We start from the raw sequence: 13,404 nt of genomic DNA, 5'->3' as shown, positions 1-13,404 counted from the left end.
GTCTGCGCCGTATTAAAAATAGTACCTATTGCGTGCACCCTGGCCTGATCCAAAAGACCACCTCATAGGGATACGCATGCCTGGATAGTTTATGCCTAATCCCAGCGCCACACTTTTGATTATCGATGATGATGAGGTTGTACGCCTGAGTCTGGCGGACTATCTCGAAGATAGCGGCTTTACGGTCTTACAGGCTTCGAACGGCATGCAGGGTTTGCAAGTCTTCGAGCGTGAGCAGCCGGATCTCATTATCTGCGACCTTAGAATGCCTCAGCTGGATGGGCTTTCCTTGTTACGGCGCATTTCGGAAATGTCGCTCGATACGCCTGTCATAGTCCTCTCGGGCGCAGGGGTAATGAGTGATGTTGTCGAGGCGCTGAGATTGGGCGCGGCCGACTATCTCATCAAGCCTCTTGAGGATCTGGCTGTTCTAGAACATTCGGTTATTCGGGCGCTCGACCGTGCAAGGCTTCGCCTTGAAAATGATCGTTATCGCATCAAACTGGAAAATGCCAATCGAGAGCTTCAGGCGAGCCTGAGTCTTTTACAGGAGGACCAGAATGCCGGCCGGCAAGTGCAAATGAATATGCTGCCGGTAACACCCTGGGAAACCAATGGTTTAAATTTCGCTCACCAGATCATTCCATCTTTGTATCTCTCTGGTGATTTTGTCGATTATTTTCGCGTTGATGAGCACCGTATCGCTTTTTATCTGGCAGATGTTTCCGGACATGGAGCGTCGTCAGCGTTTGTAACGGTGTTGCTCAAGTTTATGACGACGCGGCTGTTGTATGAATCTCGTCGTAATGGCACTCTGCCTGAGTTCAGGCCTTCCGATGTGCTGGGGCATATCAATCGTGGCTTGCTGAACTGTAAGCTGGGCAAACACGTTACCATGTTGGGTGGCGTGATCGATGAAGACAGTGGTGTACTTACTTACAGTATTGGTGGGCACTTGCCGCTTCCTGTGTTGCACACTGCAGAAGAGACACGCTTTTTGCAGGGGAAGGGGTTTCCGGTTGGCCTTTTTGAAGAGGCCAGCTATTCAGACCATACTTTGGAGTTACCCGCCAGTTTCAGCCTTGCGCTGTTTTCCGATGGGATTTTTGATTTATTGCCTGGAGAGAACTTGAAAGCGAAAGAGGCTTCTTTACCTGAACAGGTCCGCCTGGCCAATGGGACGCTAGGTGGGATTTCGAAACAGCTTGGACTGGCCAACTTGGGCGAGATGCCGGATGATATCGCCATGCTGGTGTTAAGCAGGAACCTTGCATGAGTACCGGTAAAATCCAGTTCGCTGAAATGAATGGCACCTTTGTGCTCAAATTCATCGGCGAGGTGCGCTTGACATTATGCTCGGCGCTGGATGCCACTATTGAACAGATCTTTTCTGCGCTGAATTTCTCATCAATCGTAATCGATCTGATCGACACTAAAAGTATCGATAGTACGACGCTAGGCTTATTGGCAAAGCTCTCTATTCTTTCACGTCAAAAGATTGGCCTATTGCCAACATTGGTCACCACCAATCCAGATATCACACGATTGTTGGATTCGATGGGTTTTGATCAGGTATTCAATATCGTGAATCAGCCCGTGCCATGTTCGGACTGTCTGCATGACCTTCCCCCGCAGGATGAGTCTGAAGAAGTCGTCAGGGATAAGGTGCTAGAGGCTCATCGTATACTGATGAGTTTGAATGAATCCAATCGTGAAGCATTCAAGGATCTGGTCAATGCTTTAGAAAAGCATTGACCAGGGCAGGCATTACTTCTTGGCGCTAATCAGGCCTTCCAGTTTTTCCTGATCACGAGCGAATTGGCGGATGCCTTCCGCCAGTTTCTCGGTGGCCATGGCGTCTTCATTCAAAGACCAGCGGAAAGCACTTTCGTTAAGGGAATGCAACGGCTCGGCTGTGCCGCCTGCTACCAGGTTACGCTCAAGCGTGCCTTCATCTTCAGACAGGCTCTGCAGTAGCTCTGGGCTGATCGTCAAGCGATCACATCCTGCCAGTTGTTCGATTTGGTTGAGGTTACGGAAGCTTGCACCCATCACCACGGTTTCGAACTTGTTGGCTTTGTAGTACTGATAAATACGGGAAACTGACTGTACGCCTGGGTCTTCCTTTCCAGTAAAGTCACGGCCTTCGGCTTTCTTGTACCAGTCGTAGATACGACCAACGAATGGAGAGATCAGGAAAACGCCAGCATCAGCGCAAGCTGCCGCCTGGGCAAAGGAAAAGAGTAAAGTCAGATTAGTTTGAATACCATCTTTTTCGAGCTTTTCAGCAGCGCGAATGCCTTCCCATGTGGAGGCAATTTTGATGAGTACTCGGTCTTTGCTGATTCCGGCTTTCTCGTACAGGTTGATCAAGCGCTCTGCACGGCTCAGGGTTGCATTTGTATCAAACGAAAGCCTGGCATCGACTTCAGTCGAAATGCGACCCGGAATGACATTAAGAATTTCCTTGCCAACAGCAACCGCAAACTTGTCGCAAGCCAGGCCGATATCGTCACCCGTATCGTTGAGAGCGTCGCCTAGCAGTTGAGCGTAGCGGGGCAATGCTGCCGCTTTCAGCAGAAGGGAAGGGTTGGTCGTAGCATCGACAGGCTTCAGACGTGTGATAGCGTCCAGATCACCTGTATCGGCTACTACTGTAGTGTATTGCTTGAGTTGCTCTAGCTTGTTCATGCTTGCTATCGATCCTCACGTAGTGATTAGAGTGTTTGACCAGATTCAATGACCTTCCAAGAGTTCAGTGGCTTGGTCAAATATACGTAGCGGTTCCGAGCTTTTATGCACATCTACTGAGAGTAGCTGCCTGAAGCGGCGCCCTCCCTTAATTCCCTGCGAAAGGCCCAGAATGTGCCGGGTTATGTGATGCATGGCGCCGCCTGACGCCAGATGCTTGTCTATATAAGGACGAAGCGACTGTAACACCTGGTGCCGAGTCGTAATGGCACGGTCATCACCGAACACTAATTGATCCACAGACGCCAGAAGATACGGGTTGTGATAAGCCTCACGGCCAAGCATGACGCCATTGAAAGTCTTCAAGTGAGTCTGTGCTTCTTCCAAGGTCTTAATGCCGCCATTCAGAATGAATTCAAGATCTGGAAAATCATTCATCAGTTGTGCGGCTACGTCATAACGCAGCGGCGGGACTTCACGATTCTGCTTGGGAGACAATCCTTCCAGAATGGCAATGCGTGCGTGTACGGTAAAACTATTGCAGCCCGCTTCGTTGACGGTGGTAATGAACTCCTGCAGCTGATCATAGCTGTCTCGGCCATTGATCCCAATACGGTGTTTTACCGTAACGGGAATACTTACCGCGTCGCGCATTGCCTTTACGCAATCAGCCACCAGTTGAGGGTGAGCCATCAGGCAGGCGCCAATCATGTTATTCTGTACCCTATCGCTTGGGCAGCCAACGTTCAGGTTGACCTCATCGTAACCTGCTGCTTCGGCTAGGCGGGCACAGGCTGCCAGCTCATGCGGAGTACTGCCGCCTAGCTGCAGCGCGATAGGATGCTCACTTTGGTCGTACGCTAAAAAGCGTGCCGGATCGCCTCGAAGCAAGGCGCCTGTTGTTACCATCTCGGTGTAAAGCAGTGTTCGCTTCGAAAGCAGGCGCATGAAAAAGCGGCAATGTTTGTCCGTCCAGTCCATCATTGGCGCAACGGAGAAGCGGCGTGACAGTGTAGAAGGCTTGTTCAAGGCTGGGTGAGTGTTCGAGGCGGTCATGGGGTGTTCCAGTTACTACGTTACAGCCTATTCCAATACGACATCGGAAATAGAGGTCAGTAACTTCGGCGAGCTTGAGCGCTAGCTTATCAGGAAAGCCCCCGTCTAATCGAAGATCGGTATCGTATCCTTGGCTACGCGTGCTTTTTAATTTGGAAGACGCCAAAAAGACGAAATACCTCATATTCCAGCGAACTCTATAGGGGTACGCTTTGTCTTGTCGGTAGCATCATGAATGTTCGTATCGGTATCCTTTCCAAACTCCTGTATTCTAGATCTGATTTATTAACCATATGGCCGGTTTGTTTTTCTTTGCGCCGACTGTATAAGCCTTATTTCATGCCACGAAGAGATTCGCTGTGATATTGACCATGCCCTCAGACAAGCTCAAAGCCTGGGGCGCCCATGGCGTCACCGCCACGGGTGTTGTCCTGGCGTTGCTTGCAACACTTGCCCTGTTTGATAATCAGCCCAAAGAATGCCTGTTGTGGCTCGGTGCTGCCCTGATTGTAGATGGTCTGGACGGAACCCTGGCGCGCAAGCTCAATACCAAATCTGTTCTGCCCCATTTCGACGGTTCAGTACTTGATCTGGCGATTGACTACCTTACGTATGTCTTCATTCCAGCGCTGTTCATTTACAAGTACATACCTTTACCAAGCTACACCGCGCTCTTTACCGTTTCAGTGATTCTGGTGTCTTCCTTGTTCTGTTTCTGTAACGTGAACATGAAGAGCAGCGATAACTACTTTGTAGGCTTTCCAGCAGCCTGGAATGTGGTGGCGCTTTATTTGTATATCCTGTCGCCAGCACCATGGCTGACGCTATTGGGCGTTATTGTGCTGGCGATGCTGACTTTGACGCGCATGAAATTCTTGCACCCTTTCCGAGTGCGCAAGTTCATGCCTATCAATATTGCAGTAACGTTCGTCTGGCTGCTGTGCAGTATGTTGCTGATTCTTAATCATCCTGACCATAGTCCAACTTTGTTGGCAATCTGGTTTGCCATGTCTGGATACTTCATTGGAATCTGCATTTGGCGTTCGGCCATTGAGTGGTTTGGTCACTTGCGCGCTTAAACGCAAAAAATCGTCTTTGCTCAAAAGCCTCGCTCACGCGGGGCTTTTTATTTATTGCCCATGAGTTTTGGTAATGAAAGTGTCGGTCGATAGAGATTGGTCTTGAACACCCGTCGAGTGATCAGGTCTATCTTTGACGAGGCAATGCTTCGAAGTGAAAAGAAGACCACTAATCTAAGATGGGGGCCGCTATGAAAACCAAAGCACTAGCTGTATTGGCGTTGACGGGACTGATGTCTGTGACTGGCATGGCATTGGCTGACGATAAGACAAGCCCTAACTCTGCCGGCATGGGGACGCCTGACGGATCATCCACCGGTAAAGGCGCCGGCGCTGACGTGGGGGGTGACGTCACGCCTTCACCAAAAGAAGAGCAGGGCGATAAAAGCGATAAGTAAGGTATATAGATTTAAAAGCTCAAGTTTCCAATACGGGGAACTTGAGCCTGTTTCGTGGTCAAAGCTGCGTGTTTAATCGAGTGAGACGGTTCATGAGTTCTACAGATAAAGTAGTATTAATCGTAGAGGATGAACCTCAGGTCTTGTTAATACTCGTTGATTACCTTACTGAGCTTGGTTACAAGGTGCTTCAGGCGCCTTCATCGACCGAAGCCTTTCTTATTCTGGCTACAAAGCCTGACCTCGATCTTCTGATCACTGACTACAGATTGCCTGATGGCGTGTCGGGCGTAATGATTGCCGAGCCGGCACTTAAGCTACGTCCTGACCTCAAAGTAATGTTTATCAGTGGCTATCCGGCTGAAATTATGGATACAGGCAGTCCGCTGATTGGCACAGCTCCAGTATTGGCCAAGCCTTTTGCTTTGGACAAGCTGCAGGACTACATCCAGCGGCTCCTGGCTTAACGCCGCTTTTAGTTGATCCAACTTTCTGCCGACAACAGTCGATGCCTTGCCATGGTATGGCGATCTGTTGTGTTGTACTAACAGATACTTATTCTTTTATGCCACGGGCAGATCGTTTTATAGCCTTATCAGTCTACTAAGTATCCGGTTGGCTTGTGGACGCCAACGTTAACGTGGAGAGGACTGTATTTATGGCAATCAAGCATTTCGAACATTTCGAAGCGATTTCATCCGCCGTACCTGCGCAAGACGGCTTTGAAGCCGTGATTGGCGTTAAGGCCCGAGAGGAAGGAAGTCAGCCTCATTTTCATCGAGTAGCCACTGAGCGGCATTTCGACTTGGCATCCGAGGCTGAAGAAGCTGCTGACGCAGCGCTTAGCCGGGTAGTTGAAGTCGCTGAGGATGGCAGTCTTATCTGGGAAGAAAGTACCCGCTGAGCGAGGAAGCTCTATGGATTCGGTCGATAAGGGAAAAACGCCTGGTCTTACCGCTGAGGAGGAGCAGGATGTCAGTGAGAACCAGCCGCCTCGCGCGGCGGTTCTCCATGAAACGATCAGAAAGCAAGGCGAACAGGAGCTTGAGAGAAGTAGCAGTGCGCTTTTCTGGTCTGCTCTGGGCGCAGGACTAACCATGGGCCTTTCGCTGATAGCGATGGGACTTTTGAATTCTCATCTCCCTGAGGGAGAGACAAGCAAGCTTATTTCGAGCTTTGGTTATTCGGTGGGTTTTCTGGCCGTAATTCTGGCTCGACAGCAACTCTTTACCGAAAACACCATTACGGCGGTGCTTCCTGTAATGACGCAGCCGTCATTACATATGTTCAGGCAATTGCTGCGGTTATGGGGCATCGTGCTTATAGGTAACTTGATCGGCACATCGCTCATTTCCTATGTCGTGCTTTACCTTCCCCTGTTCGAACCCAGAGTCGATGCGGCCTTTCTGGAGATAGGCCGGAAAGTAATGGAAAATGGCGTACCAGAAATGTTTTCAAAGGGAATCATTTCTGGATGGATGATCGCAACCATGGTCTGGATGATATCGTCAGCAGAGCATGCCAAGATTTGGATAATCATTGCGATCACCTACCTGATGGCTTTGGGTGACTTCACCCATATTATCGTGGGGTCGGCTGAGGTGGCTTATCTGGTGTTTTCCGGCGAGCTTTCATGGACAGAGTTCGGGCTTGTCTTCGTTGGGCCTACCTTGGCGGGTAATATTGTAGGCGGAACGTTTATTTTTACTCTTCTCAGCCATGCCCAGATACGGAGCGATACGCCATAAAAAAGGCCCCTTAGGGGCCTTTTTTATGTTTACATCACTCTTCTATCTGACCCATGGCGGTAGTGTTGAAGCCGCCATCGACATAAAGAATTTCGCCGCTGATGCCTGATGCTAGGTCCGAGCACAGGAAGGCACCGGCGTTGCCGACCTCTTCGATGGTCACATTGCGACGCAGAGGGGTTTGGCGTTCGTTAGCCGCAAGCATCTTGCGGAAGCTCTTGATACCCGATGCTGCCAGGGTGCGAATGGGGCCAGCCGAGATGGCATTGACGCGAGTGCCTTCCGGGCCAAGGCTGCCTGCCAGATAGCGGACACCTGCCTCAAGGCTGGCCTTGGCCATGCCCATGACATTGTAGTTGGGCATGGTGCGCTCGGCACCCAGATAGGACAGGGTCAACAAGCTGCCGTTGCGGCCCTTCATCATTTCGCGTCCCGCCTTGGCCAGCGCAACAAAGCTGTAGGCGCTGATGTCGTGAGCGATACGGAAGCCTTCACGGGTTGTCACTTCAGTAAAGTCGCCGTCCAGCTGATCGCCGGGTGCAAAGCCAACGGAGTGAACGATGATGTCCAGGCCGTCCCATTTCTTGGAGAGCTCTGTAAACACCGCTTCGATTTCTTCGTCGTTGGCAACATCGCAAGGGAAGCACAAATCGGCATTGGAGCCCCAGCCAGCCGCGAACTCTTCAACGCGGGACTTGAGCTTGTCGTTCTGATAGGTAAAGGCCAGTTCGGCACCTTCACGGTGCATCGCAGCAGCGATACCGGAGGCAATGGATAATTTGCTGGCGACGCCTACGATCAGGACGCGCTTACCGGCGAGAAATCCCATGTGTTTTCTTCCTCTTGGTTAATAGGCAGGGGCGGACGATGCAAGTGCCGCATCCAATAACTGCCGTGTATACGGGTGCTGAGGTCGTTGAAAGACATCTTCAGCACTCCCTTGTTCTACAACCTGGCCCGCTTTCATCACCAGCAGTTGGTGACTCAGCGCTCTTACAACAGCCAGGTCATGGCTGATGAACAGATAAGTCAGATTGTGTTTGGCCTGCAGATCGCGAAGCAGGTCCACGACCTGCCGCTGAACTGTCCTGTCGAGCGCTGAGGTAGGCTCATCCAGCAAGATCAACGAAGGTTTCACTATCAGGGCCCGGGCAATGGCGATGCGTTGCCGTTGCCCACCTGAAAACTCGTGAGGATAACGATGGCGGACCTCTGGATCGAGTCCTACCTCCCGTAATGCCCCGATTATTGCTGTCTCCTGTTCTTCTGGTGTTCCTATGCGATGGATTCTCAGTCCTTCTCCCACGATGTCGCTAACGGACATACGTGGACTCAGACTACCGTAAGGGTCCTGAAAGACCACTTGCATCTGTCGCCGCAACGGTCGAATTTGGGCAGAGGATAGCTGATCGAGCGCCTGATTGCCGAAGCGTATGCGGCCGCGGCTTTCCAATAGACGAAGAATGGCCAGGCCCAATGTGGTTTTACCAGAGCCGCTCTCACCCACAATGCCCAAGGTTTGACCTCGTGGAACCGCTAGTGAGACGTCGTCAACGGCTTTTACGTGATCAACCGTTCGACGAAACAGCCCTTTACGAATCGGAAACCAGACGCTCAAATGTTCAGTAGCCAGTTCTACAGGTGCAGGATGGCTGGGAATCGGATCGCCATTCGGCTCCGCTGCCAGCAGTAATTGTGTGTAAGGATGCTGTGGATGTTGAAACAGCGTCTTGCACGTTTCCTGTTCGACGATGCGACCACGTTGCATGACACATATCCGATCGGCAATCTGACGTACCAGGTTCAGATCATGGCTGATAAGTAGGATCGACATGCCTAATCGCTTCTGCAGATCTTTCAAAAGATGTAGAACCTTTTGCTGAACGGTGACATCCAGTGCAGTAGTGGGCTCGTCAGCAATGAGCAGATCCGGCTCGCATGCCAGTGCCATGGCGATCATGACGCGCTGACGCTGACCGCCCGAAAGCTCATGTGGGTAAGCTGAAAGGCGGCTGGCTGGATCGGGAATGCCTACCAGATCGAGAAGTTCGATCATACGCTTGCGTGCGGCAGGACCTTTCATGCCTTTATGCAGCGCCAGGACTTCGCCTAGCTGCTTATCGAGTGTATGCAGTGGGTTGAGGGACGTCATCGGCTCCTGAAAGATCATGGCGATGCGATTCCCGCGTATTCCGTACAGTTTCCTTTCAGGCAACTTCAGCAGGTCTTGGCCACCGTACAGGATACGGCCGGCAGGATAGTGGGCGGTGGACGCTGGTAATAAACGCAGCAACGAATGAGCTGTTACAGACTTGCCCGAGCCGCTTTCACCGACAAGAGCCAAGGTCTCGCCAGGGTAAATATCGAACGATACCTGCTCGACTGCACGAACTACCTCTTGTCCGTTGCGAAATTCGACGCACAGATCACGCACTTCAAGCAGTCGGGTGGTCTGCTGGGCAGAAGACGCCACGTTATTTTCGGGGGTCGAATGCATCGCGTGCCGCCTCGCCAATGAATACTAGAAGGCTTAACATCAAGGCCAATGTCACAAAGGCCGAGATGCCCAGCCAGGGCGCCTGCAGGTTTTCTTTACCCTGAGCGATCAGCTCGCCCAGGGAGGGTGCACCAGCCGGAAGCCCAAACCCTAGAAAATCCAGGGACGTCAAGGTTCCAATTGCTGCCGTGAGCAGGAAGGGAAGAAAGGTCATGGTAGCGATCATGGCGTTTGGCAAAATATGATGAAACATGATCGCAGGATCTTTCATGCCGAGCGCGCGTGCCGCACGTACATATTCAAGGTTACGGCCACGCAAGAATTCAGCGCGCACAACATCTACCAGAGACGTCCATGAAAACAGCAGCATGATGCCCAGCAGCCACCAGAAGTTAGGCTGTACAAAACTGGACAGGATGATCAGTAGGAACAGCACGGGCAGACCTGACCAAATCTCCAGAAAGCGCTGCCCTAGAAGATCTACCCAACCGCCGAAATAACCTTGTAGCGCGCCTACAAGCACGCCAATCAGGCTGCTGCCGATGGTTAGAATCAAGGCGAATAGGACCGATATGCGAAAGCCATAGATGATACGGGCCAGAACGTCTCTTGCCTGATCATCCGTCCCTAGCCAATTTTGTGCCGAGGGTGGGGCGGGGGCTGGGATATTGAGGTCGTAATTGATGCTGTCGTAGCTGAACGGAATGAGCGGCCATACTATAGAGGCTGCTTTTTCAGTCATCAGCTTTTCGAAGTAGGGGCCTTTGTAATTGGGCTCCAGAGGAAACTCACCGCCAAAGTCTGTTTCGTTGTAATGCACCAACGCAGGGAAATACCACTGATCATCGACATGAATGACCAAAGGTTTGTCATTGGCAATGAGCTCTGCGCAGAGACAAAGAACAAACAGGACGATAAACAGCCAGAGCGAATACCAGCCTCGTTTATGAGCCTTGAAGCGACTCCAGCGGCGTTGATTGAGGGGGGAAAGACGCGGCATCAGTAGTCTCGGCTTTCGAAGTCAATGCGAGGATCGATCAGCATATAAGTCAGGTCGCTGATTAATTTGGTCACCAGCCCGAACAGAGTGAATAAAAACAGTGTTCCGAATACGACTGGGTAATCCCGGCTCATGACTGACTCGAAGCTAAGCAGCCCGAGGCCGTCCAGGGAAAAGATCACTTCAATCAATAATGAGCCGGTGAAAAATACGCCCAGTAATGCCGCAGGGACACCTGATATGACCAAAAGCATGGCGTTTCGAAAAACATGCCCATAGAGGACGCGGCGCTCTGTCAGGCCTTTGGCCCGTGCGGTGATGACATACTGCTTATTGATTTCGTCCAGAAAACTGTTCTTGGTCAATAACGTAAGCGTTGCAAAGCCGCCGATCACAAGGGTAGTTACCGGGAGCGCCAGGTGCCAGAAGTAGTCGACGATCTTGCCACCTAGCGTCAGTTCGTCGAAGTTGGGTGATGTCAGGCCACGCAGTGGAAACCATTGCAGGTAACTGCCGCCTGCAAACAGTACGATCAGCAGGATACCGAACAGAAAGGCTGGGATTGCATAGCCAATGACGATGGCAGAGCTGGTCCATACATCGAACGTACTGCCGTGACGGATAGCCTTGGTAATGCCCAGTGGAATGCTGACCAGATACAGAATCAGTGTACTCCACAGGCCAAGGGAAATTGAGACCGGCAACTTTTCCAGGATAAGGTCAGTTACTTTGGCGTCCCTGAAAAAGCTCTGGCCAAAATCCAGTTGGGCATAGCTTTTTATCATCAGCCAGAAGCGTTGCGTTGCAGGTTTATCAAAGCCGTATTGCTTTTCGAGCTGCTTGATCAGATCCTCATCCAGGCCCTGGGCACCGCGATAATGTGTATTGCCATGCTCTGCCGACTCGCTCCCGCTGCCCGTAATGCGGCTTGTTGCGCCACCCGCGCCCAAACCTTGCAGGCGAGCCATGGCCTGGTCAACAGGGCCGCCAGGAGAGGCCTGAATAATAATGAAGTTGATGAGCAAGATGCCGAACAGCGTAGGAATAATCAGCAGCAATCGCCGCAGGGCGTAGGACAGCATCAGGGATTCACCTGCGACGTTTTGCGTGCCGTATCGCTGACTTGCCACCAAGTCATAAGGCCGAAATCGGAGTCGGGTTGCTTAGCGGGGCGTCCGAAGCGGTTCCAGTAGGCAACTCGCCAGCGGTCGGTATACCAGTTGGGAACGACGTAATACCCCCAAAGCAAGGCGCGATCTAGCGCTTTGGCATGGGTAATTAGTGAAGCACGAGTATCGGCGGCGATTAGCATTTCCACGAGACGATCGATGGCAGGGTCCTTCAGTCCGAGCAGATTACGACTTCCAGGGTCATCTGCACTGGTTGAGTGCCAGAAGTCACGCTGTTCATTACCGGGCGAGCTGGACTGTGGCCAGCTGAAAATTGTCATATCGAAGTCGCGGGAGCGTACACGATTGACGAACTGGGATACATCTACCCGCCGAATATCCAGGGTGATACCAACTTCCGCGAGGTTGCGTTTGTAGGGCAGCAGCACTCTTTCAAAGGCGGGTTGGGCCAACATGAACTCAAAGCGCAATGGATTTCCTTGTGTATCCACCATGCGATCGTTTTCGATGTGATAGCCCGCTTCCAGCAAGAGCCGGTACGCCTCTCGTTGTTGCGGTCGGACAATTCCGCTTCCGTCGGTACGGGAAGGCTCTAGCGATTGGCTAAAGACTTGTGGAGGCAGTTGATCGCGTAGAGGTTCCAGAATCTTCAGCTCTTCTGGGCCGGGTAGTCCCCTGGCAGCCAGTTCGGAATTTTCGAAGTAACTATTGTTGCGTGTATAGGCGCCGTAGAACAGTTGACGATTGCTCCATTCAAAGTCGAACAGGAGCGCAATAGCCTGGCGTACCCGCTTGTCCTGAAACATGGGACGGCGCAGGTTGTAAATAAAAGCCTGCATGCCTTGAGGCTCATGATTAGGTATTTCTGCCTTGACGATGCGTCCTTCTCTCAAAGCCGGCGTTTCGTAAGCGGTTGCCCAATTCTTGGCGGACATCTCTTGGTTTATATCGAACTGATTCGCCTTGAACGCTTCCAGTCCTACGTTCTGATCACGATAGTAGTCAACCGTGATAGTATCGAAGTTGTAGAAGCCCTTGTTGACGGCAAGATCCTTACCCCACCAGTCTTTTACACGCTCAAGCCTAAGCGAGCGCCCGGCCTGCAGGCTGGCGATTCGGTAAGGACCGCTACCAAGAGGTGGTTCCAGAGAAGACTTCCCGAAATCCCGGCTGGCCCACCATGCCTTTGGCAGAACCGGTAGCTGCCCCAGAATAAGAGGCAGCTCACGATTTTGGGTTGTCTTGAAGTCAAAACGGACCACCAGCCGGCTCTCAGCTTTGACTTCTTTTACATCCGCGTAATAGCTGCGGTAGAGCGGATCGCCCTGATTGACCAACGCGTTGAAGGTGAACACTACGTCATCAGCCGTGACTGGTGTTCCATCATTGAATCGAGCCTGGGGACGCAGGTAAAAGCGAACGTAGCTGTTGTCAGAGGCTTTTTCGATCTTTTCGGCCAGCAACCCGTATTCGGTGAAAGGCTCATCCTGAGCATGAAATGTCAGCGTTTCATAAATCAGGCTGATCTGGGCAGGGGGCGTTCCCTTGTTGTTGAAGGGATTGAGCGTATCGAAGCTACCGAAGCCGGACAGGCGTAGGGTGCCGCCTTTAGGAGCATTTGGATTGGTGTAATCAAAATGACTAAAGTTTGCTGGATACTTGGGGGCCTCATCATACAAGGTAACTGCATGCTGAGGGGCAGCATGGGCGTTACCATACACCAGCCCTAGCGCGGCGGCGAAAAGAGCGCCATGAATCCAGGCAGAAAAACGAAGGGCCATCTTAGCGCTCATTGTATGTGTCGG

Annotated in this window: 14 protein-coding genes; 7 read left to right on the top strand and 7 right to left on the bottom strand. The window is 51.8% G+C overall.

The window, feature by feature from the left end; all coding sequences use genetic code 11:
- Nucleotides 1-91 precede the first annotated feature (91 nt).
- Together rssB and rssC are read left to right on the top strand one after the other, a co-directional pair.
- Nucleotides 92-1,276, top strand: coding sequence for a two-component system response regulator RssB (rssB, locus tag AC4LF3_RS12345; RefSeq protein ID WP_010794878.1), 1,185 nt, complete (start codon nt 92-94; stop codon nt 1,274-1,276).
- Nucleotides 1,273-1,755 (top strand): anti-sigma factor antagonist RssC, encoded by a 483-nt coding sequence (gene rssC / locus AC4LF3_RS12340; protein ID WP_074823947.1) that lies wholly within the window; start codon nt 1,273-1,275, stop codon nt 1,753-1,755. The genes rssB and rssC overlap by 4 nt, the downstream gene beginning before the upstream one ends.
- A gap of 12 nt (nt 1,756-1,767) precedes the next feature.
- On the opposite strand, the gene tal is transcribed toward rssC, so the two are convergent.
- Both tal and dusA read right to left on the bottom strand, forming a co-directional pair.
- Nucleotides 1,768-2,691: a transaldolase gene (gene tal, locus AC4LF3_RS12335; RefSeq protein ID WP_491835399.1), complete on the bottom strand. Its 924-nt coding sequence runs from the start codon at nt 2,689-2,691 to the stop codon at nt 1,768-1,770.
- Between the two features lie 45 nt (nt 2,692-2,736).
- Complete coding sequence (gene dusA / locus AC4LF3_RS12330; protein ID WP_074823949.1) at nt 2,737-3,747, bottom strand: tRNA dihydrouridine(20/20a) synthase DusA; 1,011 nt, start codon at nt 3,745-3,747, stop codon at nt 2,737-2,739.
- Between the two features lie 371 nt (nt 3,748-4,118).
- Here dusA and pcsA point away from each other — a divergent pair, with 371 nt between their 5' ends.
- From pcsA to AC4LF3_RS12305, 5 genes are all read left to right on the top strand, one after another.
- The gene (gene pcsA / locus AC4LF3_RS12325; protein WP_010794874.1) at nt 4,119-4,826 is read left to right on the top strand and encodes a phosphatidylcholine synthase; all 708 of its coding nucleotides are present in this window, start codon (nt 4,119-4,121) and stop codon (nt 4,824-4,826) included.
- 191 nt (nt 4,827-5,017) lie between these two features.
- Entirely contained in the window at nt 5,018-5,224 is a 207-nt protein-coding gene (locus tag AC4LF3_RS12320; protein ID WP_010794873.1) for a hypothetical protein, read from the top strand.
- Nucleotides 5,225-5,316: 92 nt separating this feature from the next.
- Nucleotides 5,317-5,691, top strand: coding sequence for a response regulator (locus AC4LF3_RS12315; protein ID WP_010794872.1), 375 nt, complete (start codon nt 5,317-5,319; stop codon nt 5,689-5,691).
- A 191-nt stretch (nt 5,692-5,882) separates the two neighbouring features.
- On the top strand, nt 5,883-6,128 hold the full coding sequence (locus AC4LF3_RS12310; protein WP_010794871.1) for a hypothetical protein: 246 nt from the start codon (nt 5,883-5,885) through the stop codon (nt 6,126-6,128).
- A gap of 13 nt (nt 6,129-6,141) precedes the next feature.
- The gene (locus AC4LF3_RS12305) at nt 6,142-6,972 is read left to right on the top strand and encodes a formate/nitrite transporter family protein (RefSeq protein ID WP_074823952.1); all 831 of its coding nucleotides are present in this window, start codon (nt 6,142-6,144) and stop codon (nt 6,970-6,972) included.
- Between the two features lie 34 nt (nt 6,973-7,006).
- Here AC4LF3_RS12305 and fabI read toward each other — a convergent pair whose 3' ends face one another.
- From fabI to AC4LF3_RS12280, 5 genes are read right to left on the bottom strand one after another with little or no spacing between them, the layout of a single operon-like run.
- A complete protein-coding gene (gene fabI, locus AC4LF3_RS12300) occupies nt 7,007-7,801 on the bottom strand; it encodes an enoyl-ACP reductase FabI (protein WP_074823955.1) in 795 nt (264 codons plus the stop codon).
- Nucleotides 7,802-7,819: 18 nt separating this feature from the next.
- Complete coding sequence (locus AC4LF3_RS12295) at nt 7,820-9,469, bottom strand: ABC transporter ATP-binding protein (RefSeq protein ID WP_491835398.1); 1,650 nt, start codon at nt 9,467-9,469, stop codon at nt 7,820-7,822.
- Nucleotides 9,447-10,469 carry an ABC transporter permease gene (locus tag AC4LF3_RS12290; protein WP_491835397.1) on the bottom strand — a complete coding sequence of 341 codons (1,023 nt, stop codon included), beginning with the start codon at nt 10,467-10,469 and terminating at the stop codon, nt 9,447-9,449. The genes AC4LF3_RS12295 and AC4LF3_RS12290 overlap by 23 nt, the downstream gene beginning before the upstream one ends.
- Entirely contained in the window at nt 10,469-11,551 is a 1,083-nt protein-coding gene (locus AC4LF3_RS12285) for a microcin C ABC transporter permease YejB (protein WP_074823960.1), read from the bottom strand. Before AC4LF3_RS12285 ends, AC4LF3_RS12290 begins: the two co-directional genes overlap by 1 nt.
- Nucleotides 11,551-13,380, bottom strand: coding sequence for an extracellular solute-binding protein (locus AC4LF3_RS12280; RefSeq protein ID WP_491835396.1), 1,830 nt, complete (start codon nt 13,378-13,380; stop codon nt 11,551-11,553). The genes AC4LF3_RS12285 and AC4LF3_RS12280 overlap by 1 nt, the downstream gene beginning before the upstream one ends.
- Nucleotides 13,381-13,404 lie beyond the last annotated feature (24 nt).

It is taken from the genome of Pseudomonas sp. C2.3V, from assembly GCF_058536325.1.
Note: the sequence above shows the minus strand (reverse complement) of the source record. Positions and strands in the feature narration are given on the sequence as shown.

Excerpts from the sequence above, each read along its gene's own strand:
- dusA (WP_074823949.1), bottom strand. The coding sequence starts at position 3,747 with ATGACCGCCTCGAACACTCACCCAGCCTTGAACAAGCCTTCTACACTG.
- AC4LF3_RS12305 (WP_074823952.1), top strand. The coding sequence starts at position 6,142 with ATGGATTCGGTCGATAAGGGAAAAACGCCTGGTCTTACCGCTGAGGAG.
- AC4LF3_RS12315 (WP_010794872.1), top strand. The coding sequence starts at position 5,317 with ATGAGTTCTACAGATAAAGTAGTATTAATCGTAGAGGATGAACCTCAG.
- AC4LF3_RS12285 (WP_074823960.1), bottom strand. The coding sequence starts at position 11,551 with ATGCTGTCCTACGCCCTGCGGCGATTGCTGCTGATTATTCCTACGCTG.
- AC4LF3_RS12280 (WP_491835396.1), bottom strand. The coding sequence starts at position 13,380 with ATGGCCCTTCGTTTTTCTGCCTGGATTCATGGCGCTCTTTTCGCCGCC.
- rssB (WP_010794878.1), top strand. The coding sequence starts at position 92 with ATGCCTAATCCCAGCGCCACACTTTTGATTATCGATGATGATGAGGTT.
- AC4LF3_RS12320 (WP_010794873.1), top strand. The coding sequence starts at position 5,018 with ATGAAAACCAAAGCACTAGCTGTATTGGCGTTGACGGGACTGATGTCT.
- AC4LF3_RS12290 (WP_491835397.1), bottom strand. The coding sequence starts at position 10,469 with ATGCCGCGTCTTTCCCCCCTCAATCAACGCCGCTGGAGTCGCTTCAAG.
- pcsA (WP_010794874.1), top strand. The coding sequence starts at position 4,119 with ATGCCCTCAGACAAGCTCAAAGCCTGGGGCGCCCATGGCGTCACCGCC.
- AC4LF3_RS12295 (WP_491835398.1), bottom strand. The coding sequence starts at position 9,469 with ATGCATTCGACCCCCGAAAATAACGTGGCGTCTTCTGCCCAGCAGACC.
- tal (WP_491835399.1), bottom strand. The coding sequence starts at position 2,691 with ATGAACAAGCTAGAGCAACTCAAGCAATACACTACAGTAGTAGCCGAT.
- fabI (WP_074823955.1), bottom strand. The coding sequence starts at position 7,801 with ATGGGATTTCTCGCCGGTAAGCGCGTCCTGATCGTAGGCGTCGCCAGC.
- AC4LF3_RS12310 (WP_010794871.1), top strand. The coding sequence starts at position 5,883 with ATGGCAATCAAGCATTTCGAACATTTCGAAGCGATTTCATCCGCCGTA.
- rssC (WP_074823947.1), top strand. The coding sequence starts at position 1,273 with ATGAGTACCGGTAAAATCCAGTTCGCTGAAATGAATGGCACCTTTGTG.